20 protein-coding genes and 1 rRNA gene are annotated in these 24,288 nt (G+C 59.5%); 7 read left to right on the top strand and 14 right to left on the bottom strand.

The features are described from left to right. Positions 1-4: 4 nt before the first annotated feature. Positions 5-1,354, bottom strand: a complete 1,350-nt coding sequence (locus ICA16_RS19765; RefSeq protein WP_115148412.1) for a GntP family permease — start codon at positions 1,352-1,354, stop codon at positions 5-7. Positions 1,355-1,852: 498 nt separating this feature from the next. Here ICA16_RS19765 and ICA16_RS28220 point away from each other — a divergent pair, with 498 nt between their 5' ends. After that, positions 1,853-2,110: a hypothetical protein gene (locus ICA16_RS28220; RefSeq protein WP_228734202.1), complete on the top strand. Its 258-nt coding sequence runs from the start codon at positions 1,853-1,855 to the stop codon at positions 2,108-2,110. Positions 2,111-2,164: 54 nt separating this feature from the next. Here ICA16_RS28220 and ICA16_RS19755 read toward each other — a convergent pair whose 3' ends face one another. The 3 genes from ICA16_RS19755 to mdaB form a co-directional block, all read right to left on the bottom strand. Continuing rightward, a complete protein-coding gene (locus tag ICA16_RS19755; RefSeq protein ID WP_210701316.1) occupies positions 2,165-3,058 on the bottom strand; it encodes an NAD-dependent epimerase/dehydratase family protein in 894 nt (297 codons plus the stop codon). A gap of 103 nt (positions 3,059-3,161) precedes the next feature. Further along, on the bottom strand, positions 3,162-4,073 hold the full coding sequence (locus ICA16_RS19750; RefSeq protein ID WP_150617056.1) for a LysR family transcriptional regulator: 912 nt from the start codon (positions 4,071-4,073) through the stop codon (positions 3,162-3,164). Positions 4,074-4,200: 127 nt separating this feature from the next. Beyond that, the gene (gene mdaB, locus ICA16_RS19745) at positions 4,201-4,791 is read right to left on the bottom strand and encodes an NADPH:quinone oxidoreductase MdaB (protein ID WP_150617055.1); all 591 of its coding nucleotides are present in this window, start codon (positions 4,789-4,791) and stop codon (positions 4,201-4,203) included. A gap of 185 nt (positions 4,792-4,976) precedes the next feature. Between mdaB and ICA16_RS19740 the strand changes: the two genes are divergently transcribed. Continuing rightward, entirely contained in the window at positions 4,977-5,291 is a 315-nt protein-coding gene (locus ICA16_RS19740; RefSeq protein ID WP_150617054.1) for a putative quinol monooxygenase, read from the top strand. On the opposite strand, the gene ICA16_RS19735 is transcribed toward ICA16_RS19740, so the two are convergent. Continuing rightward, a complete protein-coding gene (locus ICA16_RS19735; protein WP_210701315.1) occupies positions 5,281-6,045 on the bottom strand; it encodes a sulfite exporter TauE/SafE family protein in 765 nt (254 codons plus the stop codon). The two genes, ICA16_RS19740 and ICA16_RS19735, sit on opposite strands and share 11 nt — an antisense overlap. 230 nt (positions 6,046-6,275) lie before the next feature. Between ICA16_RS19735 and ICA16_RS19730 the strand changes: the two genes are divergently transcribed. The 4 genes from ICA16_RS19730 (at position 6,276) to ICA16_RS19715 (ending at position 8,655) form a co-directional block, all read left to right on the top strand. Further along, entirely contained in the window at positions 6,276-7,157 is an 882-nt protein-coding gene (locus ICA16_RS19730; RefSeq protein WP_210554465.1) for a LysR substrate-binding domain-containing protein, read from the top strand. A gap of 45 nt (positions 7,158-7,202) precedes the next feature. After that, entirely contained in the window at positions 7,203-7,778 is a 576-nt protein-coding gene (locus ICA16_RS19725) for an NAD(P)H-dependent oxidoreductase (protein ID WP_210701314.1), read from the top strand. 48 nt (positions 7,779-7,826) lie between these two features. Then, on the top strand, positions 7,827-8,198 hold the full coding sequence (locus ICA16_RS19720) for a MerR family transcriptional regulator (protein WP_210701313.1): 372 nt from the start codon (positions 7,827-7,829) through the stop codon (positions 8,196-8,198). Between the two features lie 106 nt (positions 8,199-8,304). Continuing rightward, a complete protein-coding gene (locus ICA16_RS19715) occupies positions 8,305-8,655 on the top strand; it encodes a cupin domain-containing protein (protein ID WP_150617050.1) in 351 nt (116 codons plus the stop codon). Between the two features lie 182 nt (positions 8,656-8,837). On the opposite strand, the gene mmsB is transcribed toward ICA16_RS19715, so the two are convergent. Together mmsB and ICA16_RS19705 are read right to left on the bottom strand one after the other, a co-directional pair. Beyond that, positions 8,838-9,725 (bottom strand): 3-hydroxyisobutyrate dehydrogenase, encoded by an 888-nt coding sequence (gene mmsB / locus ICA16_RS19710; protein WP_007962098.1) that lies wholly within the window; start codon positions 9,723-9,725, stop codon positions 8,838-8,840. 10 nt (positions 9,726-9,735) lie between these two features. Further along, positions 9,736-11,262 (bottom strand): CoA-acylating methylmalonate-semialdehyde dehydrogenase, encoded by a 1,527-nt coding sequence (locus ICA16_RS19705; protein WP_047299658.1) that lies wholly within the window; start codon positions 11,260-11,262, stop codon positions 9,736-9,738. 149 nt (positions 11,263-11,411) lie between these two features. Between ICA16_RS19705 and ICA16_RS19700 the strand changes: the two genes are divergently transcribed. Further along, the gene (locus tag ICA16_RS19700) at positions 11,412-12,359 is read left to right on the top strand and encodes a LysR family transcriptional regulator (RefSeq protein WP_150617246.1); all 948 of its coding nucleotides are present in this window, start codon (positions 11,412-11,414) and stop codon (positions 12,357-12,359) included. On the opposite strand, the gene yfiB is transcribed toward ICA16_RS19700, so the two are convergent. The 7 genes from yfiB to rrf form a co-directional block, all read right to left on the bottom strand. Beyond that, complete coding sequence (gene yfiB, locus ICA16_RS19695) at positions 12,356-12,850, bottom strand: outer membrane lipoprotein YfiB (RefSeq protein ID WP_210701312.1); 495 nt, start codon at positions 12,848-12,850, stop codon at positions 12,356-12,358. The genes ICA16_RS19700 and yfiB overlap by 4 nt on opposite strands. A gap of 5 nt (positions 12,851-12,855) precedes the next feature. Continuing rightward, positions 12,856-14,124, bottom strand: a complete 1,269-nt coding sequence (gene dgcN / locus ICA16_RS19690) for a diguanylate cyclase DgcN/YfiN (protein ID WP_210701311.1) — start codon at positions 14,122-14,124, stop codon at positions 12,856-12,858. After that, positions 14,121-14,696, bottom strand: a complete 576-nt coding sequence (gene yfiR, locus ICA16_RS19685) for a regulatory sequestration protein YfiR (protein WP_210554460.1) — start codon at positions 14,694-14,696, stop codon at positions 14,121-14,123. Before yfiR ends, dgcN begins: the two co-directional genes overlap by 4 nt. 119 nt (positions 14,697-14,815) lie before the next feature. Continuing rightward, the gene (gene recD, locus ICA16_RS19680; RefSeq protein ID WP_210701310.1) at positions 14,816-16,924 is read right to left on the bottom strand and encodes an exodeoxyribonuclease V subunit alpha; all 2,109 of its coding nucleotides are present in this window, start codon (positions 16,922-16,924) and stop codon (positions 14,816-14,818) included. After that, a complete protein-coding gene (recB, locus tag ICA16_RS19675) occupies positions 16,921-20,610 on the bottom strand; it encodes an exodeoxyribonuclease V subunit beta (protein ID WP_210701309.1) in 3,690 nt (1,229 codons plus the stop codon). The genes recD and recB overlap by 4 nt, the downstream gene beginning before the upstream one ends. Then, positions 20,607-24,059 carry an exodeoxyribonuclease V subunit gamma gene (gene recC / locus ICA16_RS19670; protein WP_210701308.1) on the bottom strand — a complete coding sequence of 1,151 codons (3,453 nt, stop codon included), beginning with the start codon at positions 24,057-24,059 and terminating at the stop codon, positions 20,607-20,609. Before recC ends, recB begins: the two co-directional genes overlap by 4 nt. Positions 24,060-24,213: 154 nt before the next feature. Further along, positions 24,214-24,288 (bottom strand): 5S ribosomal RNA (gene rrf / locus ICA16_RS28570); the annotation flags it as partial.

The raw sequence follows: 24,288 nt of genomic DNA, 5'->3' as shown, positions 1-24,288 counted from the left end.
CCGGTTACAGCAGGTAAGAAAGGCCGACGGTCAGACCGAAAGCGACCAGCGAGATCAACGTCTCAAGCACGGTCCAGGTCTTGAACGTCTGCGCGACCGTCATGTTGAAGTATTCCTTGATCAACCAGAAGCCGCCGTCGTTGACGTGGGAAAAGATAACCGACCCGGCGCCGGTCGCCAGCACCAACAGTTCGGGGTGTGGATATCCCAGACCAATGGCCACGGGCGCGACCACGCCGGACGCGGTGGTCATCGCCACGGTTGCCGAACCGGTAGCGATACGCATCAGAGCGGCAAATAGCCAACCCATGAGCAGCGGCGACAGATGAAATTCATGAGCGAGACCGACAATCTGATCGGTGACGCCAGCGTCGACCAGTATCCGGTTCAAACCACCGCCCGCGCCGACCAGCAAGGTGATGCTGGCAGTCGGCGCCAGGCATTCATTGGTGAACTTGAGGATCGATTCGCGGTTGAAACCCTGGGCAATCCCAAGCGTCCAGAAGCTCAGCAATGTCGCCAGCAAAAGCGCAATCACCGAGTTGCCGATGAACAACAGGAACTGGTTGAAACCGCTGCCCGGCGTCGAAATCAGGTTGGCCCAACCACCGATCAACATCAGCACCACCGGCAGCAGAATGGTCGCCATGGTAATGCCGAAGCTCGGCAGTTTGTCGCGTGGTTCGCGGTCGAGAAATTGTTTTTCCAGCGGGTTATCCGCCGGCAACTGAATGCGCGGCACGATGAATTTGGCGTACAGCGGGCCGGCGATGATCGCCGTGGGAATCCCGATGGCAATCGCATACAACAAGGTCTGCCCGACCGACGCCTGATACGCCTGCACCGCCAGCATTGCGGCCGGGTGCGGCGGCACCAATGCATGCACCACCGAGAGGCCGGCAACCATGGGCAAACCAACCATCAGGATCGACACACCCACCCGTCGCGCCACGGTAAACGCAATCGGCACCAGCAACACAAAACCCACTTCGAAGAACAGCGGCAGCCCGACCAGAAACGCGATGCAGACCATCGCCCAGTGCGCGTTCTTCTCGCCGAACTTATCGATCAACGTGCGCGCCATCTGGTCCGCGCCACCGGACTCGGCCATCATCTTGCCGAGCATCGTCCCCAGCGCCACCACCAGCGCAATGTGCCCGAGCGTCTTGCCGACCCCGGCCTCATACGCTCCCACCACACCCGACGGCGGCATCCCCGCCACCAGTGCCAGACCAATGGAAATCAGCGTGATGACAATGAACGGATTGAGCCGATAACGGGCGATCAAGACGATCAAAGCGATGATGGCCACGGCGGCATAAACCAGCAGCCAATAGCCGAAAGAAGGCGTCATGCGGTACTCCTCGAAAGGGTCACGTTCGAATGGGTTGTGAAACTCATAAATCATTTCGAGATCGAGATTTCAAACCGCATGAAAGTAATTTTCGTGGAGAGGCAAGGCGTGTCGCGGATGGATATGTCTTGTCGTGATTAATGAAAATTGGGGGGCGGGATTTTCATGCTCTTTTGCCAAACACAAAACCCTGTGGGAGCTGGCTTGCCAGCGATGGCGGCGGCACGTTCAACATAGATGCTGACTGGTCGACCGCTATCGCTGGCAAGCCAGCTCCCACAAGTTGATCGAGTTTCTTCAGGTGGAATGCGGACAACCTGTAGGAGCCAGCCTGCTGGCGATGGCGTTTTCACATTCAACATAGATGTCGGATGATCAGCCGCTATCGCTGGCAAGCCAGCTCCCACAAGTTGATCGAGTTTCTTCAGGTGGAATGCGGACAACTTGTAGGAGCCAGCCTGCTGGCGATGACGTTTTCACATTCAACATAGATGTCGGATGATCAGCCGCTATCGCTGGCAAGCCAGCTCCCACAAGTTGATCGAGTTTCTTCAGGTGGAATGCGGACAACCTGTAGGAGCCAGCCTGCTGGCGATGGCGTTGTCACATTCAACATCTCTGTCGACTGATCCACCGCTTTCGCGAGCAAGCTCGCTCCCACAGTTTGATCAAATTTCTTCAGACAGAAAGCGGACAACTTGTGGGAGCTGGCTTGCCAGCGATGGCGGCGTCATGTTCAACATTGATGCTGGATGATCAGCCGCTATCGCCAGCAGGCTGGCTCCCACAGGTATTGTGGTGTTGAAAGAATCACACCATTTCGTTACGAATCCATTCAACCACCGATGTACGTTTCGGCGTCCAGCCCAGCATTTCGCGGGCGTGTTTGCCGCGTACCCGGCTGTTGGAGCCGAGGCCGTAGTTGGCCATTTCATAACCCCACTCGGCTTCGGCATCCGGAAGTGGCCAGTCTTGTGGCTGGCCCAGATTCAGGGCTTCGGCCATGGCGGTGGTCATGTCGATGAACGACGCTTCGCCGCTTTCGACAAAGTAGAACGTGCCCGCGACGTTTTTGGTCAGCGCCAGCAGGTACAGGGCGACGACGTCTTCGATGTGTACGTTGGACCAGATGTTCTGACCCGTGCCGACGTGGCGAACCACAGCGCTTTTGCGCGCCTGTTTCAGCAAGCGCGGCAATTGCACGCTGTCGCGGTTGACGCCCAGGCTGTGGCCGTAGATCAGGGTGTTGCAGATGACGGCCGAGTTCACGCCGTCCTTCGCTGCATCGAGGATCAGGTTGTCGATGGCCACGCGTGCGGCTTTGTCGACGGTCGGCTCGGGGAGGTTGTCTTCGTAGTAGATGACGTCGCTCGACTTGCCGCCGGATGCATCGCCGACGATGCTCGAACCGCTGGTGTGCAGGAATACTTTGTTGGAGCCGCGCAATGCATCGAGCAAGGCCTCAACCGCTGCGCGATGGTCGCTGCTGGCGGCGTTGATCACTGCGTCGGCGGCGCGGGCCTGTTCGGCGAGCAGTGTTTGGTCGTCGAGGGTGCCGATCACCGGGGTGATGCCCAGTGCTTTGAGTTCATCGGCCTGTTCGGCGCTGCGCACCAGACCCGTGACGTTATGCCCGGCCTGAACCAGACCGGTAGCGATGGAGCCGCCGATAAAACCGGCAGCGCCGGTGACGAATACGTTCATGGAGAAACTCCCTGCGTGAGTAAGTGATGGAACGAGTATCGACCGACGACGGCGGCCGAAAAACCCGCGCTCGCCCAAATCACTGTTGCGCAGAGGTCACGAATCAACCTTTGAAATCGGCGCTGGCGTAGGCTGCGAGTTTGCTCTGGATGAAGTCGAGGAAGCACTGAATGCGCAGCGCCAGTTGCGAGTTACGGTAGTAAACGGCGTTGATCGGTTGGCGATAACCGCTGTTGAATTCCGCTAGCACGACCTTCAAACGCCCGGCGCGGATGTCGTCGATGGTCATGAAGTGCGACAGGCAGGCGATGCCCTGTCCTTCCAGCGCCAAGTGCCGAACGGTTTCGCCGCTGGAGGCGCTGATGGCTGGGGTGATGGGCCAGCGGTCACCGTGCACGTAACGCAACGGCCACTGATTGAGGCCTTCGTTCTGGGTGAATCCGAGCAAGGTGTGCTCGCTCAGTTCGGCGACTTGCAGCGGCGTGCCGTGTTTTTTCAGATAGGCAGGGCTGGCGACGATCAGCAGCGGACTGCAACCCAGCGAACGCGCATGCAATGTCGAGTCGGCGAGCGTGCCGATACGGATGGCGACGTCGGTGCTTTGTTCCAGCAGGTCAATGATCAGGTCATTGCTGTTGAGTTCGAGCTGGATGTCCGGGTAGAGCCGGCGGAATTCGTCGATGTAGGGCACGACGGCGTGCAGCATGAACGGCGACGCGGCGTTGATCCGCAGGCGTCCGGACGGGGTTTGCTGGCGTGAGGACAGGCGTTCTTCGAGTTGCTCCATCTGATCGAGAATCAGCTTGGCCTGCTCAAAGAAATACTTGCCCTCCTCGGTCAGGTCCATGCGCCGCGTGGTGCGGTTGATCAGCGTGGTATCAAGCTTGGCTTCCAGCCGCGACAGCGTGCGACTGACCGCCGACGGCGTCTGCCCGACCTGCTCGGCAGCGGCGGAAATCGAACCGCACTCGATCACACAGACGAAAATCTGCAACTCATCGGATCTGGCTTTCACGGGTGTCCTCTTTGAAATCGCCAAGATCGCAGCCTTCGGCAGCTCCTACAGTGAAATGCGTTCCCCTGTAGGAGCTGCCGAAGGCTGCGATCTTTTGCTGTTACAACCGATAGTAGCCCGAAACCACTCAAGCCTTGAGGCCAAACACCTCACTCAAATGCTGCTCGTAGCGCGCCACATCATTTTCAATGTTCGGACGTTTCATCACATCGACACACAGAAACGTCGGTAACCCGGTCATGCCCAAAAACTCGTTAGCCTTATGAAACGGGAAGTACACCGCGTCCACGCCTTTGCCTTCGAAGAAGTCAGTCGGGTCATCAAACGCTTGCTGCGGGGCGTTCCACGTCAGCGACAGCATGTATTGCTTGCCCTGGACCAGACCACCACTGCCGTACTTCTGCGACGCATCGGAACGGGTGCGACCATCGCTGGCGTAGAGGCTGCCGTGGCCTTCGGTGAAGACTTCGTCAATGTACTTTTTTACTGTCCACGGCGCGCCCATCCACCAGCCCGGCATCTGATAAATGATCACGTCTGCCCAGAGGAATTTGGCGACTTCTTCAGCGACGTCATAACCCTCGTCGATGAACGTCGTTTTGACGTCGACACCGCCGCGATCCAGCACGCTCAGCGCAGCTTCGTGCAGGGTGGTGTTGTAGCGACCGTCAGAATGGGCGAATTTCTTACCGCCATTGAGTAACAAAACTTTTTTCATGAGAAAGCCTCGGCGCAGCCACTGGGCTGGAGGGAGAAGGGAAAAATGGAATGGCGGCAGATTAACGATCCGCCTCGCGCGGAATAAGCCGTGGTTGCGCAAAATACATTTGAGTAAAACGCACGAATCGGACGCAGATTGTTGCCGTAGGATTGGCCGCCATCTGAACTTGAGGAGTTTTATCGATGAGTGAACGCCAGGGTTTCATCCTGCACGCCAAGACCCGCCCGGAGAAATCCGCGGCCTTCGAAGCGCTGTTCCGCGCCTATGTCGAGCCAAGCCGCGCCGAGCCGGGCTGCATCGAATACCACATGCTGCGCGATAAAGAAGATCCGACGCTGTTCATCTTCTACGAGATCTGGGAATCCCAGGCGCATCTGGATGTGCACTCGAACCTGCCGCACATGAAGGAGTTTTCCGAGCAGCGCATGGACTATCTGGAGCGGGATTTCGACATTCGCGCGATCGACATGCTCAGCGAATCTTCGGCTAGCCGCTGACCAGCAAGTGGGCGCCGAGCGCGCCCAGACCGATGAAGAACACGCGCTTGAACAGCACCGCGCTGATTCGCTGACGCAGCCATTGGCCGAGCAACATGCCAAGCACTGCCGGAATCAGCGCCAGCAGCGAAGCGCTCAATTCGCCGCCACCCAACGCGCCACGCCAGAGCAAGCCGCCGGCCAGCGCCAGGGTCGAGACGGTGAACGACAGCCCGAGCGCCTGCACCAGTTCATCGCGATTCAAGCCTAGCGCTTGCAGGTACGGCACTGCCGGAATCACGAAGACCCCGGTGGCCGAGGTGATGATGCCGGTGATCGCCCCGCAGACCGGGGCAAGCCATGGCTCATGGCGCGGGTGTATGTGCAGCGTCGGCAGGAACAACCCGCTCAACGCATACAGCAACAGCGCCGCCCCCAATCCGCGCACCACCCAATGTCCGCCGGCCATGCCGATCCACAATGTGCCGATAGCGGTGCCGAGGAAGATCATCAAGAGCATCGGCCAGAGGCGTTTGATCAATCCTTTCAAGTGACCGCCGAACGCCAATTGCCAGACGTTGGTTAACGTTGCCGGGATAATCAGCAACGCGGCAGCCTGTGTTGGCGCCATAGCCAGACCGAGCAGCCCCATGGCGACGGTAGGCAGGCCGAGGCCAATGACGCCTTTGATCAGACCGGCGAGCATGAAGGTGGCGATGACCAGCAAGGAAAGGGTCAGGCCGAGGTTCTGGTAGAAGCTTGCGAGTGTGTTCATGGCGCAACTGTGCGCCAGATGAGTCGGGCTGGAAATCTGCCATATACTGAGGCTGCCTCTGCCAATGCAAGAGGCTTAGAAATTCATTAAGGCAACTGGCCCCATCGCTGGCAAGCCAGCTCCCACAGGTTTATCGGTTGCATTCAAAACCTGAGTACACACAAAACCCTGTGGGAGCTGGCTTGCCAGCGATAGGGCCAGTCCAGACACTGCAAACCCAGGCTGACAACATGCACTTCGACCTCACCGACCTGCGCCTCTACCTGCAAATCCTCGACACCGGCAACATCACCGCCGGCGCCGCTCGCAGTCACCTCTCGCTCGCGGCGGCCAGTGCGCGAATTCGTGCAATGGAAGCCTCACTCGGCGCTGACTTTCTGGAACGCGGTCGCCGCGGTGTCACCCCGACGCCGGCCGGCAAAGCGTTGGCCCACCACGCACGCATCCTCCTGCAACAAGCCGAACGCATGCAGCAGGATCTCGCCGAGTACGCGCAAGGCGTCAAAGGTCAGGTGCGGTTGTTGTGCAATACCACCGCAATCACCGAGTACCTGCCGGAAGTGCTCGCGGACTTCCTGCGCAGCCATCCCAATCTCGACATCGATCTGCAAGAGCTGCCCAGCGCCCGCATCACCCACGCCTTGCGACAGGGGGCGGCGGATCTTGGGATTGTTTCCGACGCGGTCGACACCAGCGACCTGCAAGCCCAGCCCTTTCGCGACGATCCGCTGGTACTGATTCTGCCGCTGGATCACCCGTTGTCTGACGCCGTCGAGGTCAGTTTCAGTGATGCCTTGCGCTACGACTTCGTAGGACTGAGCGCCGACAGCGCACTGGCGATCTATCTTGAAGAACAGGCTTTGCACAGCGGCTCGCGCATGCAGATCCGCATCCGCGCCGACGGTTTCGACGGCGTGATGCGCATGGTTGGCCACGGCGCCGGAGTGGCGATCGTGCCGCTGGCTGCCGTCGAGCGCGCAACGCCACGCTCATTCAAAAGCGTTGCCCTCGACGAGCCTTGGGCGCGCCGCACGTTGATGCTCTGCGCCAGAGATTTCAGCGCGCTGCCGAGTTACGCCAAGGCGCTGCTGAAAGCCTTGACTCTCCCCTAAGGGGCAGACTTCATCCTTGGCCTTTTTACAGCAAGGACGATGACCATGGGCAAACGCATTCTGCTGATTCTCGGCCATCCTTCTACCACTAGTTTTTGCGCTGCACTTGCTGAGCGCTACGCTCAATCAGCACTCGATGCCGGACACGAAGTGCGCCAGTTGCGCCTTGGCGAGATGGTTTTCGACCCGGTGTTGCGCGACGGGTATCAACAGATCCAGGCGCTGGAAGATGACTTGAACGCGGCACAATCCGACATCCTCTGGGCGGAACATCTGACGCTGGTTTACCCGATCTGGTGGGGCGGTATTCCGGCGCTGCTCAAAGGTTTTTTTGACCGGGTGTTGCTGCCGGGGTTTGCTTTCAAATACCGAAAAGGCAAAGCGTTCCCCGACAAGTTGTTGAATGGCCGCACCGCGCATTTGCTGGTGACCATGGACACACCACCCTGGTATTACCGCTTGATCTATCGCATGCCCGGACTGCATGAAGTACGCAAGACTACCCTCCAATTTTGCGGGATCAAACCACTGCGCACCCTCACGTTCGGCCCGGTGCTCGGCTCAACCGATCAGCAACGAAGAAGCTGGTTACAACAGGCTCAGGCTATCGCACGCCGCTGAGTCTGCCGATAATGCGCCGCGCTGTTACTTGTTGAAAAAAGGACTTTTATGTACATCGGCCAAGCCGCGCAACGTTCCGGCACCACCATCAAAAGCATCCGCCACTACGAGTCGATCGGTCTGTTGCCCACACCCCGGCGACAGGGTAACTACCGTCTCTACGATCAGCAGAGTGTCGAACTGCTGATCTTCATCAAGTGCGCCAAAGACATGGGTTTTCGGCTCAAGGAGTTGCAGGCGATCTTCTCCGGACATCAAGGTGAGGCGATGCCGTGGGCGTTGGCACAACAAGCCATAGAAGCGAAAAAAAGCGAGATCAATCGCACCATGGCCGAGCTCACGCGCCAATACGCGCAACTCGAAGGGTTTGAAGTCGAGCTGGAGCGAGCCAGAGTCGAATGCCCGCTGGAGAAACTCTAACGATTTGCGCGTTTCTGAGCAGCTCGATGTCGAGCACAGACAACTGACCGGCGACCGGGCGCTATAGGGTGCGACTTCAGTTCATAGCCCACAGCCCGGAGTTCTCATGACCGCGACCGCCCCTATCACCGTTCTGCGCGATACCCATCCGCTGCCGGTACTCGACGCCTGCAAATGGGAAAAACTCGCAGGCGACCCGCACACCGTCAACCTCAACGCCTACACCAGCGAAGACGGCAGCAAGATCATGGGCACCTGGATCTGCACGCCGGGCAAGTGGCGCGTCGATTATGTGAAGTGGGAGTACTGCCATTTCCAGGAAGGCTACTGCGTGATCACCCCCGACGGCATGGAACCCATCCACCTGCGCGCTGGCGACATCTTCGTGGTTGAGCCGGGGATGAAAGGCACGTGGGAAGTGGTCGAGACGGTGCGCAAATATTTCGTGTTTGCCTGATGCAAAAAAGCCGGGGAACCACCCGACGTGGTTTCCCGGCAACACTTACTAAATTCTGATTGGCACTACATGCGTGACACCTGAGCACGCGTTTTAACTGACGCAATGCAGGGGGCGCTTCGCGCCCCATCGGGGATAAATCCCCTCGCCACAAAGAACCTCACCACAGCCTTATTGAACAGTTATTGCGGCTTGCGATAGCTGTTGATAATCGCCGAGAAATCTTTCCCCCCTTCCCCGCGCTGGCTCATCGCCTGGTACAACTGCTGCGCCACCGCGCCGAGCACCACGGGCTGATGTGCCTGACGCGCCGCTTCAGTGGCAAGGCCCAGATCCTTGAGCATCAATTCCGCACCGAAACCACCGGTATACCCACGTGAGGCCGGCGCCGTTTCGACGATGCCCGGCCATGGGTTGTACATTTCCGAACTCCAGCAACGCCCGGTCGAACTGTTGATGATCCCGGCCAGCACCGACGTATCGATCCCCAGCGCATCGCCCAGCGCCATCGCTTCACTGACGCCGACCATCGAAATCGCCAGCAGCAAGTTGTTGCAGATTTTGGCGATCTGCCCGGTGCCGACTTCACCGCAATGAACGATGTTGCGGCCCATTTGCGCCAGCACCGGTTGCAGGGTGGCGAACAGTTCCGGCGTGGCGCCGACCATGAAGGTCAGGGTCCCGGCAGTCGCACCGCCCGTACCGCCGGACACCGGCGCATCGGCCATGGCCACCCCTTGTTTGGCGGCAGCCGCGGCGACGTCACGAGCAGTCTGCGGATCGATGGTGCTGCAATCCACCGCCGGCACGCCTTTGCCGATGCCAGCGAGAACACCGTCTTCACCGAGCCAGACGCTGCGCACGTGCACGGCGGCCGGGAGCATGGTGATCACCAGTTCGGCGTCCTCGGCAGCCTCGCGGGCCGAAGCGCGGATGGTGCCGCCCAACTGCTCCAACTCCGCCAACACGGTTTTGTTCAAGTCGACCAGGTTCAGCGAATGGCCAGCCTTGATCAGGTTGCGCGCCATCGGCGCGCCCATATTACCCAGACCGATAAATGCGATTTTCATGGCACGTTCCTCAGCGCAGGTTGATGGTGGTGTTCACGCCGTCGTTGACGCTGTCGTCATCGAACCAGCGCGCCGTGACCGTTTTGGTCTGCGTGTAGAACTGCACCACCTGCTTGCCGTACGGGCCGAGGTCGCCGAGTTTCGAACCGCGCGAACCGGTGAAGCTGAAGAATGGCACCGGCACCGGAATCGGGATGTTGATGCCAACCTGCCCGACATCGATTTCCGTCTGGAATTTACGCGCCGCCGCACCGCTCTGGGTGAACAGACCTGTGCCGTTACCGAACGGGTTGGCGTTGACCAGCGCAATCGCCTGATCAAGCGTATCGACTTCCAGCACCACCAGCACCGGGCCGAAGATTTCCTGGGTGTAGATCTGCATGTCGGTGGTCACGCCCGAGAACAGGGTCGGGCCGACAAAGTTGCCTTGCTCGTAACCCGGCACGCTGATGTCACGACCGTCCAGTTCAAGCTTGGCGCCTTCCTTGATACCGCTTTCGATCAGCTCGAGAATCCGTGCCTTGGCCTTTTTCGAGATCACCGGGCCGACATCCGTGCCCGGCTCGTTACCGGCGTTGACGGTGAGTTTCTGCGCCAGCGCTTTCAAATCCGGCAGCCATTGTTTCGCCGCGCCCACCAGCACCACCACCGAAGTCGCCATGCAACGCTGCCCGGCCGCACCGAAACCGGCACCGACCAGCGCATTCAGCGCTTGCTCGCGATTGGCGTCCGCCAGCACCACGGCGTGGTTCTTCGCACCCATCATCGATTGCACGCGTTTGCCGTGTTTGCCGGCCAGGTCATAGACGTGAGTGCCGACAGCGGTCGAACCGACGAAGGACACGGCTTTGATGTCCTTGTGGGTGCACAGGCCATCAACCACGTCTTTGCCACCGTGAACCACGTTGAGCACGCCCGCAGGCACACCGGCTTCAATCGCCAGCTCCACCAGCAGCATGGTCGACAGCGGATCTTGCTCAGAGGGCTTCAATACGAAAGTGTTGCCGCAAGCGATGGCCATCGGGAACATCCACAGCGGAATCATCGCCGGGAAGTTGAACGGCGTGATGCCGGCGCAAACGCCGATCGGCTGGCGCAGGGTGTAAGTATCGACGCCACCCGCGACGTTCTCGGCGAACTCGCCCATTTGCAGGCTGCCGATGGAGCAGGCGTGCTCGACCACTTCCAGGCCACGGAAAATATCGCCCTCGGCGTCGGCAATGGTTTTGCCCTGCTCGGCGCTCAGCACCACGGCGATACGCTTGGAGTGCTCGCGGATCAGCGCTTGCAGCTTGAGCATGATGCGCATCCGCGCGCCAATCGGGGTCAGTTTCCAGGTCTGGAAGGCACGCTGGGCGGCGCTGACGGCGGCATCGACTTCAGCGGCGGTCGCGAACGGGACTTTGGCCAGCACTTGCTGGGTCGCCGGGTTGACGATGTCGTGCCACTCGGTGGTTTGCGACTCGACCCACTCGCCGTCGATCAGCAGCTTGACCTTCTGCAGCGTGGTTTCGTTGGGCGTAAGCGATGCGTTCATGCTGGTCTCCGAAACTTGTTTTTATCGTAGGAGCCAAGGCGAAAGGTTCGCCTTGAGATGAGGCGTGTGTCACGAGTTGGTTGTCGGACTGTTTTTGGAGTATAGATGTGCAAACTTCTAATAAGAACGCACATAAAAGCCCGTCCATCATGCAAAAAAACATCACCTCTCTAGGTTCGCTGAACTGGGACGACCTCAAGTTTTTCCTCGAAGTCGCCCGCACCCGCAAGGCCAGCACCGCGGCCAAACGGCTGGCGGTCGACTACACCACCGTGTCGCGGCGGATCAGCTCGCTGGAATCGGCGTTAGGCACGTTGCTGTTCGAGAAATCGCGGACCAGCGGCTTCGTGCTCACCACCGAAGGCCAGCGTTTGCTGGGATACGCCGAATCGATTGAAAGCACATTGCACATGGCCTGCGAGCAGGTTTCAGGCTCTGGCGTGGCGCTGTCCGGGCATGTGCGCATGGGCTGCACTGAAGGTTTCGGCAGTTTTTTCATCACGCCGCAACTGAGCCATTTCGTCGACGCCTACCCGGCCATCTCGGTGGACATCCTGCCGCTGCCGCACTTCATCAGCCTGTCCAAGCGGGAGGCCGACATCGTCATCGCGCTGGAACGCCCGGAGCACGGGCCGTACGTCTGCTGCAAACTCTGCGACTACCGCTTGCAGCTCTATGCGACCCAGGACTATCTCGACAAACACCCACCGATCCGCCGCCCGGCAGACTTGGGCAAGCATCAATTCATCAGTTATGTGGATGACCTAGCGTTCAGCTCGGAGCTGCTGTACCTGGCGAATGCACTACCGGGTGCCAGCGCGAACTTGCGCAGCACCAGCGTGATCGCGCAATTCGTCGCGGCGCAGCAAGGTCGCTCACTGGCGATTCTGCCGTGCTTCCTCGCCGCACAGGACCCGCGCCTGTTGCCGGTGCTGCCGGAAGAAATCGACATCACCCGGCAGTTCTGGATGTACTGCCGGGAGGATCTGCGCAAGTTGAAGCGGATTACCCTGTTGTGGGATTACATCCGCGAGGTGACCGAGCGCAATCAGGGTCTGTTGATGGGTGAGACTCGTGAAATGCAGTTCGCCGATTAATCGGCGCTGACCACAATCGAAACCCGGCGGTTTTCCGTGCGGCCCGCGGCGGTGTCGTTGGATGCCACCGGCTCGCTGCTGCCCAGCCCGCGCAGTTGTATGTTTTCTTGCTTCATGCCAACCGTGCCCAACACGTTGGCGACGCTCTTGGCCCGGCGCAATGACAGTTGCTGGTTGTAGGTTTCCTTGCCCGACGCATCGGTGTGGCCGTCGACCCGTACCCGCTCAATGCCCACGCCCAACAGGGCTTTGCCGATGCGCGAGACGATCTCGGTGCTCTGCGTATTGAGGCTCTCGACATCGCTGCCGAACAGCACTTTGCCGGACAGGCCAAACTCCCAGCCATCGTCAGTCAGCTCGAAGCCTTGTTGCTTGAGCACGGCAACCTGCGCCGGAGACAGGCCTTTTTGCGGGGCGGTCTGGCAACCGCTCAGCGCCAATACGGCCATCAACATCAGCGTGGAAAACAGTCGAACAGAAAAAGTGAACACGGAAATTAGCTCCTGGTTTGAACGGGATTGACCGGGTACTCCGACCCCGCCGTGGATTGAGCGCCACGCGACAGGCGCTTGGCTTGATACATCGCCGCGTCGGCGGCGTTGAGCAGCGCACCGGGGGTGGCGCCATGATCGGGGTAAACCGCGATACCGATACTGAGCGACGTCACGACACTGCCATCACCCGGCAGGGCGATCGGCATGTCCATGCTCGCGAGAATCTTGTCAGCGATGCGTTCGGCGTCTTCGACCTTGTGCAGAGGCGCGAGCAGTACGGCGAATTCGTCCCCGCCCAAGCGCGCGACCAAATCCCCTTCACGCAATTGCGCGCGCACCCGATCGGCAACCGCCACTAGCACCGCGTCACCGGCCGCATGACCAAAGTTATCGTTGATGCCTTTGAAACGGTCGCTGTCCAAAAACAGTACAGCCACGCGTTCCTTGAGTTTGCCGGCATTGCGCAGGGCCCGAATCAAGCGACCCTCGAAATAGGCGCGGTTCGGCAGCCCGGTCAGACTGTCGTGACTGGCCTGGTGGGCCAGGGTCTCGTTTTCGTTTTGCAGATGGGTTTGCCACGACTCCAGCTCGTCGAGCAAGGCGTTGAAGTCGTTGCCGAGGTTGTCGAGTTCAGCGATCTGCGCTGGCGGCACACGCCGATCCAGCGCTCGTTCGCTACGGGCGGCGTGGGCCACGGTCGCGAGGCTGCGCAACGGGCCGATGATCTCGCGCAATTGTCGGCGTGCCAGATAGATCGCCACCCAGGCGCTGATGGCGGTACAGAGAAGGATCCCCGCCAGACCGCTGAGCAGAAAACGCATCAGACTGCCGCCGTGACCGGTGAGCAGAACACGTCCGATCTCGCGATTCTGATGGATGATCGGCAAGTCGATCGGCTTTTCCAGAATCGCCCGGGCGAGTTGCATTTCCAACTCAGAGATCAGACCGGTTTCCGGTCGCTGCCATCGCGCGAGCAGTTTCCCTCGAGCATCCAGCACCTGAGCGTCTGCCACTTCTTCGGCCGATGCGATCATTGCCAGCGACTCAGTGGCGGCAGCCTTGTCGTTGAACACGACCGCCGCTTCCACGGTGTAGCTGATCGACCGGGCGATCAAATGCAGGTTGTGATCGGCATAAACCCGCAACGCCAGAACGCCCAGCAGGGTCAGCGAGACACTGGCCATCGCCACTGCGACCAGTGCGACCGTCAAGTGCCCACGGCCGAGAACCGAGCCTAGCGTTGGGCGCGTATTGGATCTGAACAGTCTCATTGTGCCGCCGATTTGCGGCGTGACAACTGCAGCACGCTTGGATGAATGCGTACGCCGCTGCGGGCAACAGAGTCGAGATTGACTTCGAAGGACACCTGCTCATCGCCGACGCGCAGACAGAACAGGCTGCCGACTGTGCACTGATCGTCGGACTCGCTGATGCTCAGCACCGGGTGCCCTGTCAGCGAAGCGAATAGCCGAGTGCGTTCATCTGCGGTGAGTTTGCCGATATACACCGCATCGCATTCGGTGACGATGGCCGGGTTGTCGGCCAGCAGACGATGCACGACAACTGGCCTGCCGGTGGCCTGAGTAGTGCCTTTGACCAGATCATCGGTGTATTCAGTGGGGCCGACGATGCACAGGCGCAGTTGCGCAGGCTCTACCGGCCAGCGTGCGTAACTGAGAATACCCAGCACAACTTGCGTGACCGCCTGCGCCCGCTGTTCGGCCATGCCCGGCGGCGTTTGCGGTTGCGCGACGGCAGCGCCCGCCAGCAAACAGAGCAGACCGACAAGCACTGCGTGCTTGCAGCGAAACACGCGCTCTGTCGCCCAGACAGCCACCTTCATGCAGGGATTCTCTTGGATCGTAACGGGATGATGCCGCAACGATAGCACAGCGCAGAATCACCAGCGAGGCACGGACTCCTGACCGGATGGTCAGTACTCAGCCTCATCCACCGAAACCTTCATCCTCGGGGCTCGGCGCTCTCCTCCAGTTCCAGCATCAACCCGCTCAAGCGTTTTACCTTGCGCTGCACGGCCTCTTCAAAAACTCCGGCACGCGGTTCGATCAAGGTGAACCAATGCTTGGCGCGGGTGATGCCGGTATAGATCAGCTCCTTGGTCAGCACGGGGTTCAAGGCGTCCGGCAGGATCAATGCGGTATGGGCGAACTCCGACCCCTGAGATTTGTGTACGGTCATCGCGTAGACGGTTTCGACATCATTCAAACGACTCGGCAACACAAAGCGCACGCCACCCTGGCCATCGTTGCGCGGAAAAGCCACACGCAGCACCGGTTTGCCGGCGTCAGGCCCCTCGCGCTCGGGCAGTTTGAGGGCAATGCCGATATCCCCGTTCATGAGGCCCAGACCGTAGTCATTGCGAGTCATCAGCACTGGCCGACCTTCGTACCATTGCTGGTCGTTGTCGATCAGGCGCGCCTTGAGCAATGCAGCTGTGATGCGCTGGTTCAAACCTTCCACACCCCATGGCCCCTTGCGCACCGCACACAGCAGCTGGAAGGTGTCGAATGCCTGCAAGACCTCCCGGGCCCAGTTGACCCAGTCCGGGTGTTCGAGCGGCCTGCCGAGCGGTGGACGCTGATCACGCAGCACGCTCAGATAATGCCGATAGCCTTGCGGTCCATCGCCATGGCCCTCAAGCAAGAGTCGCTCGAGCTGGTGATCGTGCTCGCCCTTGAGCGGCAACGAATACACATCGTCATAGTGCCCCGCTACCAGCAACTGACGCGCCTCATCCGGCAACTGCTGATTGACCCGGCGTGCGAGCTGGCCGATACCGCTCCCTTCGCCGAAGCGCCGCGAGTGACGCAACATCACCACTTGTTGCGCCAGCGGATGGGAGCCGTCGAGATCCTCATGCAAGCCGCTGGCCTGCAACGATTCACCGCTGACCGACTCCAGCCATTGCCGAGTCTGCGGGCTATACCAACCGCTTTCGGCATCTCGGCACAAATCCCCCAACACGGCGCCGGCCTCTACTGACGCCAACTGATCCTTGTCACCCAGCAGCACCAGACGTGCATGGGCCGGCAGGGCGTCGAGCAGGTTGGCCATCATTTCCAGGTCGATCATCGACGCTTCGTCGACCACCAGCACATCCAGCGGTAAACGGTTGCCGGCATGGTGGCGGAAGTGTCGCGTACCGGGACGACTGCCCAGCAAGCGGTGCACAGTGGTCACGTCGCAGGGGATTTTTGCGCGTACGTCTTCGTCGACTTTCAGCGATTGCACTTGTTGGCTGATGGATTCGGTCAATCGCGCAGCCGCTTTGCCTGTCGGTGCAGCCAAGCGTATTCGCAGCGGATGACCAGCCTCCACCGCTGGCGCTTGCAGCAACGCGAGCAAGCGCACCACTGTGGTGGTTTTGCCGGTGCCCGGGCCACCGGTGACGATACTGAATGCACCGCGGGTAGCGAGGGCACAGGCGAGTTTCTGCCAGTCGATCACCTCATCGGTTTTAGCCACCCCGAACAGTTCATCGAGCCGTTGCGGCAGGTCATCCGGCGTCGCCTCGCCTTGGGCGAGACGCTGGCGCAACGCCGTATCGATGCGGCGTTCGTAAGCCCAGTAGCGCCGCAGGTATAAACGTTTTCCGGACAACACCAGTGGGCGATTCTGCGCGGCTTCGCTGGTATCGGCTGCCAGTGCGACCAGTCCACTGCCCGCCAACGCCTTGCACCAATGTGCGCCATCGAGCGCTTCAAGCAATTGTGAGGGCAGCAACAACACGCCCCCTTGCACGTCGCCTTCGGGTGGCAGCGACAAGGCAAAATCGGGGGCTTTAAGGGTTTCGAACAAATCCAGACAAACATGACCGTGGCCGAGTTGGTGACTGGTCAACGCCGCAGCGAGCAGTACCAACGGATCGGTATCGGGTTCAAGCTCGTGAAGAAATGCAACGAATGCCTTGTCCAGCGCACGCAGCCAGCCACGCTCGACCCAGCGGGTGAGCAACAGCAACAAGTCATCGGCGCTTGTCAGGGGCGAGAGTCTCGACAGGCTGTCGGCTGCCAGCGGTGTCGGCAACAGATCGGCAAACGTGCGGCTCATAGCAGGACTCCCTGTTCCCATGCGGGTTCGGCCTTGGGTTCGGGTTTGCCCTGGAACATCCGGTCGAGACGCTCGATCAACTCACGAGGCGGTCGGGCAAAGTACACACCACGGCTGTCTGAGCGAGTGCCACGCAAGAACAGGTACAACGCTCCGCCAACATGCCGGTCGTAATCGTAGTCGGGCAAACGTGCCTTGAGCTGACGATGCAACGCCAACAGATACAACACGTATTGCAGGTCGTAGCGGTTGTCCAGAATCGATTGTTCCATGGCCTGCTCGGTATAGGCCAGATCGTCCACACCCAGCCAGTTGGACTTGTAGTCGGCCACGTAATAGCGCCCATCGTGTTCAAAAGTCAGATCGATGAAGCCTTTGAACATGCCGTTGAGTTGCACCGGCTCTGCACCAACCCGGGCCACACCGTTGTGGGTGAATTGGCGTACCAGTTCGTCGAGTTTCAGCACGTCGACTTTATGGCTGGCGAACCAGAACTCCATCTCGACACGGTACTGAGTCAGTTGTTCGAGAATCACCGGTGGCTGCCCGCCAGCGATTGGCAGTGGCGACTTGAGCAGGTGTTGCAACCAGTCACTGAGGGTGGTGATCCAGCCTTCCCAGCCACGCAGGTTGCAGCGCCGGCCAATCGCATCCTCCAGCGCCTCGCGGGAAACGGCGAAACCGTCATCACCCGCCCACTCCAGCAAACCGTGAAGAAACGTTCCCGGATTGGGGCCGCGGGGGAAGCGATGGATATCGGCGCCGCCGGTTGTAATCTCTCGCGGTGCATCCGGGTCGAGGCGTTCGTCATCGAAAAGCTTTTGAGCTTGCGGGCTGTCCGGTGCTTCATCACTGCCGACACTCAGCACATCACTGATGCGCAGCGCGCTATAGGACGCGATCCACCAGTTTTCACTGGCCTTGCGCTTGGGCAGCAACGTGGCACTGAGAACGGCGTCATTGCGCGGAGGCTGGTAATGCTCGTCGGTGGGTTGCGGCATTTCGCCGATGTCGATAGCCGGGCAGTCTTGTTGCAAGTCTTGCAACCAACGGTTGAGTCCACTGGATTCACCCAGAGAGGCACCGCCACCCAGCAGATAGCCCAGCGCAGAAAGGTGCAGCACCGAGCTGTTGTTATTGCCGCGTTTGAGATCCGTCACGCCCAACCAGCAGGCATGTTGCGCGCGAGTCAGGGCGACATAGAGCAGACGCAGATCTTCGGCGAGACGCTCTTCGTCCGCTTGCGCAATCAACTCGACGGTCGGCTTGAGACTCACCTGAGCCTTGCCCGTAGCGTCGTGGTAATGCAGCGGCAATCGACTGCCGTCCACGGGTTTCGCCGAGCAGATGAATGGCAGGAACACCAGTGGATACTCAAGGCCTTTGGACTTGTGGATGGTCACAACCTTGACCAGTTGCTCGTCACTTTCCAGGCGCAGGATCTGCTCTTCACCGGCCTGCCCCGACAACGCCAGAAGCTCGGCCAGATGACGGATCAGCGCTTGCTCGCCGTCCAGCTCTGCGGCGGCCTGTTGCATCAGTTCGGACAGGTGAAGAAGGTTGGTCAGCACCCGCTCGCCATCGCTGCGTGTCATCAAGGTCTGTGGCAAATGGAAGTCGTGAAGCAAGCGACGCAGCATCGGCAGCACGCCTTGCTTGCGCCAGAGTTCGCGATAGCCACGAAACTGCATGACTCGAGCTTCCCAAACCAGTTCGTCCTGATTCAACCGCTCCAGTTCAACCAGTGGCAAGTTCAGAGTGATACAGGCCAGCGCGGCTTTGAGCGAACGTTCGACATCCGGCTCGGCGCAGGCTTTGAGCCAGGACAGCAGGTCGTGGGCCTCCTGGGCTGCGAACACCGAATCCTTGTCCGACAGATAAACGCTGCGCACACCGCGGGCGGCAAGCTCGCCGCGAACCGCTTGAGCCTCTTTACCGTCGCGGACGAGGATCGCGATATCCGAAGGCCGCAGCCCTCTGAAATCTTCACCGTCCTGAACAAACCCCGCGCTGCCGTTTTGCCCGCCATTAAGCAATGCCGTTATTTCGCTGGCGCAGGCAGCCGCCAACTGTTGCCTGTAAACCGCTCCCGACAGCGGTTGATCTGTGGACAAGTGCCAGACATTCAATGCGCCAATGTCTTGTCCGGCAATCTGCAGTTTCTCTTTACGACCTTGAGATTCCACCGGTTGAAACGGCACCGGGTTCTCGCCGTTTTTCTCCCGGAACAAAAACGCGCCGCGTCCCAGCTCTCGGGACTCGGCGCGTTCGAATACATGGTTGACCGCTTTGACCATGCCGTGACTGGAGCGGAAATTGGTGCCCAGCGTATGCAGTCGGCCGGTGGTGGCCTGACGGGCACGTAAATAGGTGTAGATGTCCGCACCGCGGAAAGCGTAAATCGCCTGCTTGGGATCGCCGATCAGAAACAAACCGGTATCGGAGTTGTTGTCTTCGATGCGATAGATGCTTTCGAAGATGCGGTATTGCACCGGGTCGGTGTCTTGGAACTCGTCGATCAAAGCGACCGGGAATTGCTCGCGGATCAACGTTGCCAGACGCTCGCCACCGTCGGATTGCAGCGCGGCATCCAGGCGTAGCAGCATGTCGTCGAAACCCATTTCGGCACGACGGCGCTTCTCTTCTTCGAAGCGCGCGCCGACCCATTTGGCGGCGTGCTGCAGGACAGCGGCATCAGGCGTTGGCAAAGAATCAAGACTCGACTTGAGCCCCGGCATGGCATCGAGCCCCGGATGATCCGGGGCCTGCCCCTTCCAGGCTTCGGCCATGCCGTCGGGGGTCAGTCGGGTGAAGCCGGTACCGATGTCGAGTTGTTCCAAAGACTCGTCTTCGGCCCAAGCCTTGAGCTTCTCGAACCAAGGCTCGAAGTAACGCGCCTGCATCTTGCGACCATCGACAGTCTTGCTGGCAACGCCTTGATGACAGATGGCGAGCAACTCGTCCGCCCATTGACGCCAAGGCATCTTCAACTCGATCAATGCCGAGCGGCGCTCCTGCAAACACTCCTCGATCAGCTCAGCGGGTGCCTTGCCTTCATCGCTGTCGCGCTCACTGGCGAACAGTCCGCGCACTCGGGGTAGCAACGCTGCAGGTCCACCCCAGTTGCTACGAACCCAATTCAGCGCATCACCCTGCATCGGGTAACAGAACAGCCGCCAGTAATCGCGCAGCACTTCACCCAGTAAATCGCTGTGATCGGTTTCCAGGGATTGAGTAAACAGGCTGCCGCTGTCGAACGCATGTTCGCGCAGCATGCGCTGACACCAGCTGTGGATGGTCGAGACGGCGGCTTCATCCATCCATTGCGCGGCAATATCGAGGCGGTTGGCGCAACCGGGCCACTGCAGAGGATCGAACTGATTGCGCAGATCAGCGATCAATCCATCAGGTGCTGGAGTCTCGTCGCGGAAAAACCTCGCCGCCTCCGCCAGTCGCGTACGAATTCGCTCGCGCAGCTCTTTGGTCGCGGCGTCGGTGAACGTCACCACGAGGATCTGCGGAGGCAACAATTCGCGGGAAAACCCGCTCGATTCGCCGCCGTGCCCGAGGATGAGCCGCAGATAGAGCGCAGAAATGGTGAAGGTTTTGCCGGTACCGGCACTCGCTTCGATCAACTGGCTGCCACGCAGAGGGAACGCCAGGGCCAGCGGTGTCTTCGTGCTCATGAGCGTGGACCTTCGCTGGACAATGACCGCCAAGGGGCTTCATGCAGGGGGCGGTACAGGGTGTCGCACCAACCGGAGAACGTCTCATCCGTGAGTAATGCGTCGAAGTCGGCAAATTGTCGAGACAATGCCGGGCTTTCACGGCGTTCGCCCTCGCTGGTCTGCCCGTCACCTTCGTAGGCTTTACGGGCAGCAGCGTCGGCTTTGACTGGATCGGTCTGCGACAGCCAGGCAAATGCGGTCTTTACCGCAATCGGCAATGGTTGGCGCATGCCGGCCTGCCAGGCGAGGAGTAAATCGCCAAGGAAGCTAAACGCGCGGGCTTGTTCCATCGGCTCCAGCAGCAATGTGTCGTCACTGGCGACCAATGCCGTGGTCAGTGAAAGTCCGCTGGCGCAGGCGGCAAGATGATTGACCCACGGTTTGGTCAACCGATGCCACTTACGACTTTTGATCGAGCCGATGCTGTTGGGAATGGTCGTGACGGCTAACAGGCCACCATCAGCGCGCTGATGCAGGCCTGCGAGCCAGCCTTCAAGCCGCAACCCCTGAAAATCGAGATTAACCGGGATCGCGCTAGTCACCGGTGTCGGCCACAACGTCAGTAGCTGTTGATAACGCTGCAACAGGTCAGGGAGCGGTTCGATCAGTTCCCTCTGCAAGCATTCGCCAAAACCGGCCATGGGCAGCAATCCGCTGTTTTGCAGCCTTCGGGCCTGAGCCTCGAGTGCCTGATCGATATTGTCCGGTTGCATGAGAGCGGCTTCGAGCAGGCTGTCGCTGAGCGTATAGCGCTGCAATGCGTCCAGCACAAAAGGTTCTTCATCGGCCAGCGGAGCTTCGGCGGCTTCGAAATACACCTTGAGTCGTTGGGTAAAAAAATGTCGTGTCGGGTTACGCAGGAAATCCTGTAGCAGGGCCAGGCTCAGAGGTTCTTCCTGAATGTAGGGCGTGAGCAATTCTGCGTGGGCTTGGGGCGCATGCTGTTGATGCAACACCTGCCACTCACTGGCATAGCTGAACAATTGATCGCCTTCATGGAAATAGCGCGCACTAAACGGCTGCAGCGGATGCTCTTCGGTCATGGCGCCTAACAGATCCTGGCTTTCGTCGATCAATCGCCAGCCGCTGGCGAGGTGATCACGCAACTGGCCAATCAGCACCGACGCCGGTCGCTCGCTGTTGTCGCGAATGCTGCGGCCGACCCAACTGATATAGAGCTGATCACGTGCCGACAGGAGCGCCTCGAGCAACAGATAGCGGTCATCTTCTCGCCGAGAGCGGTCTCCAGGACGGTAGTCGCTGCCCATTAGATCGAAGTCCAGCGGGGGCTGCGCGCGAGGGTAATCGCCGTCGTTCATCCCCAACAAACAGACCAGCTTGAAGGGTATGGCGCGCATCGGCATCAACGTACAAAAGTTCACCGCACCGGCCAGGAAACGCTGAGACAAACGCCCCTGATCCAGTCCGGCGAGCCAGGCTTCACGGACGACCGTCAGCGGCAGTTCATCTATCAGACCTACCGTCTCACAGGTCTCCAGCCAGGTTTCGCGAAGCTCTTCCAGTTGGGTTAGCAAGTAGTCGTCATGTTCATTACTGGCTTTGAAGAACAGCTGCATCAGCGCTTGTAGTCGCTGTCCCCACTCTTTGGGCTGAGCCGGTTGTGTGAGCTGCTGATGGGCGAGCTCCAGAGCATCGAGCAATGCCACCAATGGCCCGATCAATGCGGCATCCAGGCCGCCGATTTCATCATAAGGTTCGATCCCTGAGCAGGCGTTGGCGCTACCGACGGCGTAACCCAAGAGCATTCGGCGCAGGCCAAAATGCCAGCTGTTCTGCTCAAGCTCGTCCGGCAGCCCGAGCCCGGCACGCTGCTCGGCGTTCATACCCCAACGGACGCCCGCCCCTTCGATCCAGCGATGCAGTGTTGGCAAGTCCCGCTCTTCTACGCCGAACCGGGCACGTAATGCCGGAACGTCGAGCAGGTCGAGGATTTCGCTGACGGGGAAACGACTGTCCGGCAGCTTGAGCAGGTGCTCGACCGCGATCAGTAATGGGTCGCGGCCACGCTGCCCCTGATCCGCCAATGTGAAGGGAATGAAGCGTGGGTCATACCGGTCGAGTTGACCAAACACCGCGCGTATATGCGGTGCATAACTGTCGACATCCGGCACCATTACGATCACATCGCGAGGGCGCAGATCGGGATTGGCACTGAAGCGCGCCAGTAACTGGTCATGCAGGATTTCCACTTCGCGCTGAGCGCTGTGGGCAATATGAAAACGGATCGAATCGTCTTCATTGAGATCAACAGCAGGCCAGTGCTCGCGGGTCTCGTTGAGTGGACGCAGCTCCAGGATATCGTCCTGAAGTTGATTGAGCAGATTGTGTGGCTCAGATTCGCTGAACAGGTCAATGCGGCCATCTCGAAATGCGGCGCGGTAGCTGTTCGGATCATCGTAACTGTCGAGCAGGTTGATGTAGTCGCGACCTTGCTTACCCCATGCTGCCAATAATGGATGGGCATGTTGGTGCAGTGTTTCGGGATCCAGCACGACGGGCATTCCACTCTTGCGGGACTGTCGCTTGTACTGGTGACGCAGCAAATCCTTGTCGGCGACGATATCGGCCCAGTGGTGACGGCAAGGGTTATGCACACACAACAGAACCTGACTGAAACGCGCGAGTCCAGCCAGCGCTTCAAGGACCTGGGCCGGTAACGACGAAATCCCGAAAACGATCACTCGCGATGGCAGTCCAGCAGGAGCCTTCGCAAGGTTGTTGATACGCTCGATGAATCGCTGGTGAACGCCGGCGCGACTCTGCGCCATGCCTTGTTCACCTACGTCATTGAGTAGTGCACGCCACAATTCGGCTTGCCAGCAACTGGTCTCGGGCAGTGGTTTTACTTCGCCTCTGACGTTACGCAATTGATGCCGCCCTTCGGCCCAATCCTCAAGCCAGTCAGCCCGATACACCTGGTATTGGTCGAAAAGATCCGCTAGACGCTCAGACAATTGATAACGCTTGCGCAAATCAGTGTCGTGGGTGAGGAAGCGTTGCAACGGCTCGAAATGCGCGCGGTCGATGACCTGGGGTAGCAAACGCATGAGGCGCCAGGTCAGTGGCGCTTTATCGAGCAGGGATTTGGCCGGAATTTCTTCACGTCCCAAAACCATGCGGTAGAGCTGCCACATGAAGCTACCAGGCAGTTGCACATCAATCGCCGCAGCAATGCCGCAGCCACCGAGGTCGCCTTCTTCTGGGTCTTCAGCCAGGGCCAGTTTTAGCCATTGTGCGATACCGTTACTCTGCACCAACGCAATTTCGTTCTCCAAGGGAGCCAGCGGATAGCGCCGCATGATGCTGACCACCAAGCTGCGCAGTTCGTCCAGGCTATTGCTCTGAACCACCATGAATGCAGCGTTGAGGGACTGGGCGTCCGGCATAAAGACTTCCTTGGAAAAATACGAAAACCAGGTCAGAACCTTAGCATTGTCGGCAGGCTATGACAGCCGGACGATGTCCGTGAATGCTGTAAGAACTTTCCTGCGGGCAAAACAAAACCCCAACTGCTTTCGCAATTGGGGTTTCGGAATTTAATCTTGACGATGACCTACTCTCACATGGGGAAACCCCACACTACCATCGGCGATGCATCGTTTCACTGCTGAGTTC

This window comes from Pseudomonas anatoliensis, assembly GCF_017976235.1.
Classification (GTDB): domain Bacteria; phylum Pseudomonadota; class Gammaproteobacteria; order Pseudomonadales; family Pseudomonadaceae; genus Aquipseudomonas; species Aquipseudomonas anatoliensis.
This window is presented reverse-complemented; position numbering and strand designations above follow the sequence as displayed.

Bases quoted from the DNA above. Each gene is read 5' to 3' on its own strand.
- ICA16_RS19765 (WP_115148412.1), bottom strand. From the start codon at position 1,354: ATGACGCCTTCTTTCGGCTATTGGCTGCTGGTTTATGCCGCCGTGGCC.
- ICA16_RS28220 (WP_228734202.1), top strand. From the start codon at position 1,853: ATGATCAGCCGCTATCGCTGGCAAGCCAGCTCCCACAAGTTGATCGAG.
- ICA16_RS19755 (WP_210701316.1), bottom strand. From the start codon at position 3,058: ATGAACGTATTCGTCACCGGCGCTGCCGGTTTTATCGGCGGCTCCATC.
- mdaB (WP_150617055.1), bottom strand. From the start codon at position 4,791: ATGAAAAAAGTTTTGTTACTCAATGGCGGTAAGAAATTCGCCCATTCT.
- ICA16_RS19740 (WP_150617054.1), top strand. From the start codon at position 4,977: ATGAGTGAACGCCAGGGTTTCATCCTGCACGCCAAGACCCGCCCGGAG.
- ICA16_RS19735 (WP_210701315.1), bottom strand. From the start codon at position 6,045: ATGAACACACTCGCAAGCTTCTACCAGAACCTCGGCCTGACCCTTTCC.
- ICA16_RS19730 (WP_210554465.1), top strand. From the start codon at position 6,276: ATGCACTTCGACCTCACCGACCTGCGCCTCTACCTGCAAATCCTCGAC.
- ICA16_RS19725 (WP_210701314.1), top strand. From the start codon at position 7,203: ATGGGCAAACGCATTCTGCTGATTCTCGGCCATCCTTCTACCACTAGT.
- ICA16_RS19720 (WP_210701313.1), top strand. From the start codon at position 7,827: ATGTACATCGGCCAAGCCGCGCAACGTTCCGGCACCACCATCAAAAGC.
- ICA16_RS19715 (WP_150617050.1), top strand. From the start codon at position 8,305: ATGACCGCGACCGCCCCTATCACCGTTCTGCGCGATACCCATCCGCTG.
- mmsB (WP_007962098.1), bottom strand. From the start codon at position 9,725: ATGAAAATCGCATTTATCGGTCTGGGTAATATGGGCGCGCCGATGGCG.
- ICA16_RS19705 (WP_047299658.1), bottom strand. From the start codon at position 11,262: ATGAACGCATCGCTTACGCCCAACGAAACCACGCTGCAGAAGGTCAAG.
- ICA16_RS19700 (WP_150617246.1), top strand. From the start codon at position 11,412: ATGCAAAAAAACATCACCTCTCTAGGTTCGCTGAACTGGGACGACCTC.
- dgcN (WP_210701311.1), bottom strand. From the start codon at position 14,124: ATGAGACTGTTCAGATCCAATACGCGCCCAACGCTAGGCTCGGTTCTC.
- yfiR (WP_210554460.1), bottom strand. From the start codon at position 14,696: ATGAAGGTGGCTGTCTGGGCGACAGAGCGCGTGTTTCGCTGCAAGCAC.
- recD (WP_210701310.1), bottom strand. From the start codon at position 16,924: ATGAGCCGCACGTTTGCCGATCTGTTGCCGACACCGCTGGCAGCCGAC.
- recB (WP_210701309.1), bottom strand. From the start codon at position 20,610: ATGAGCACGAAGACACCGCTGGCCCTGGCGTTCCCTCTGCGTGGCAGC.
- recC (WP_210701308.1), bottom strand. From the start codon at position 24,059: ATGCCGGACGCCCAGTCCCTCAACGCTGCATTCATGGTGGTTCAGAGC.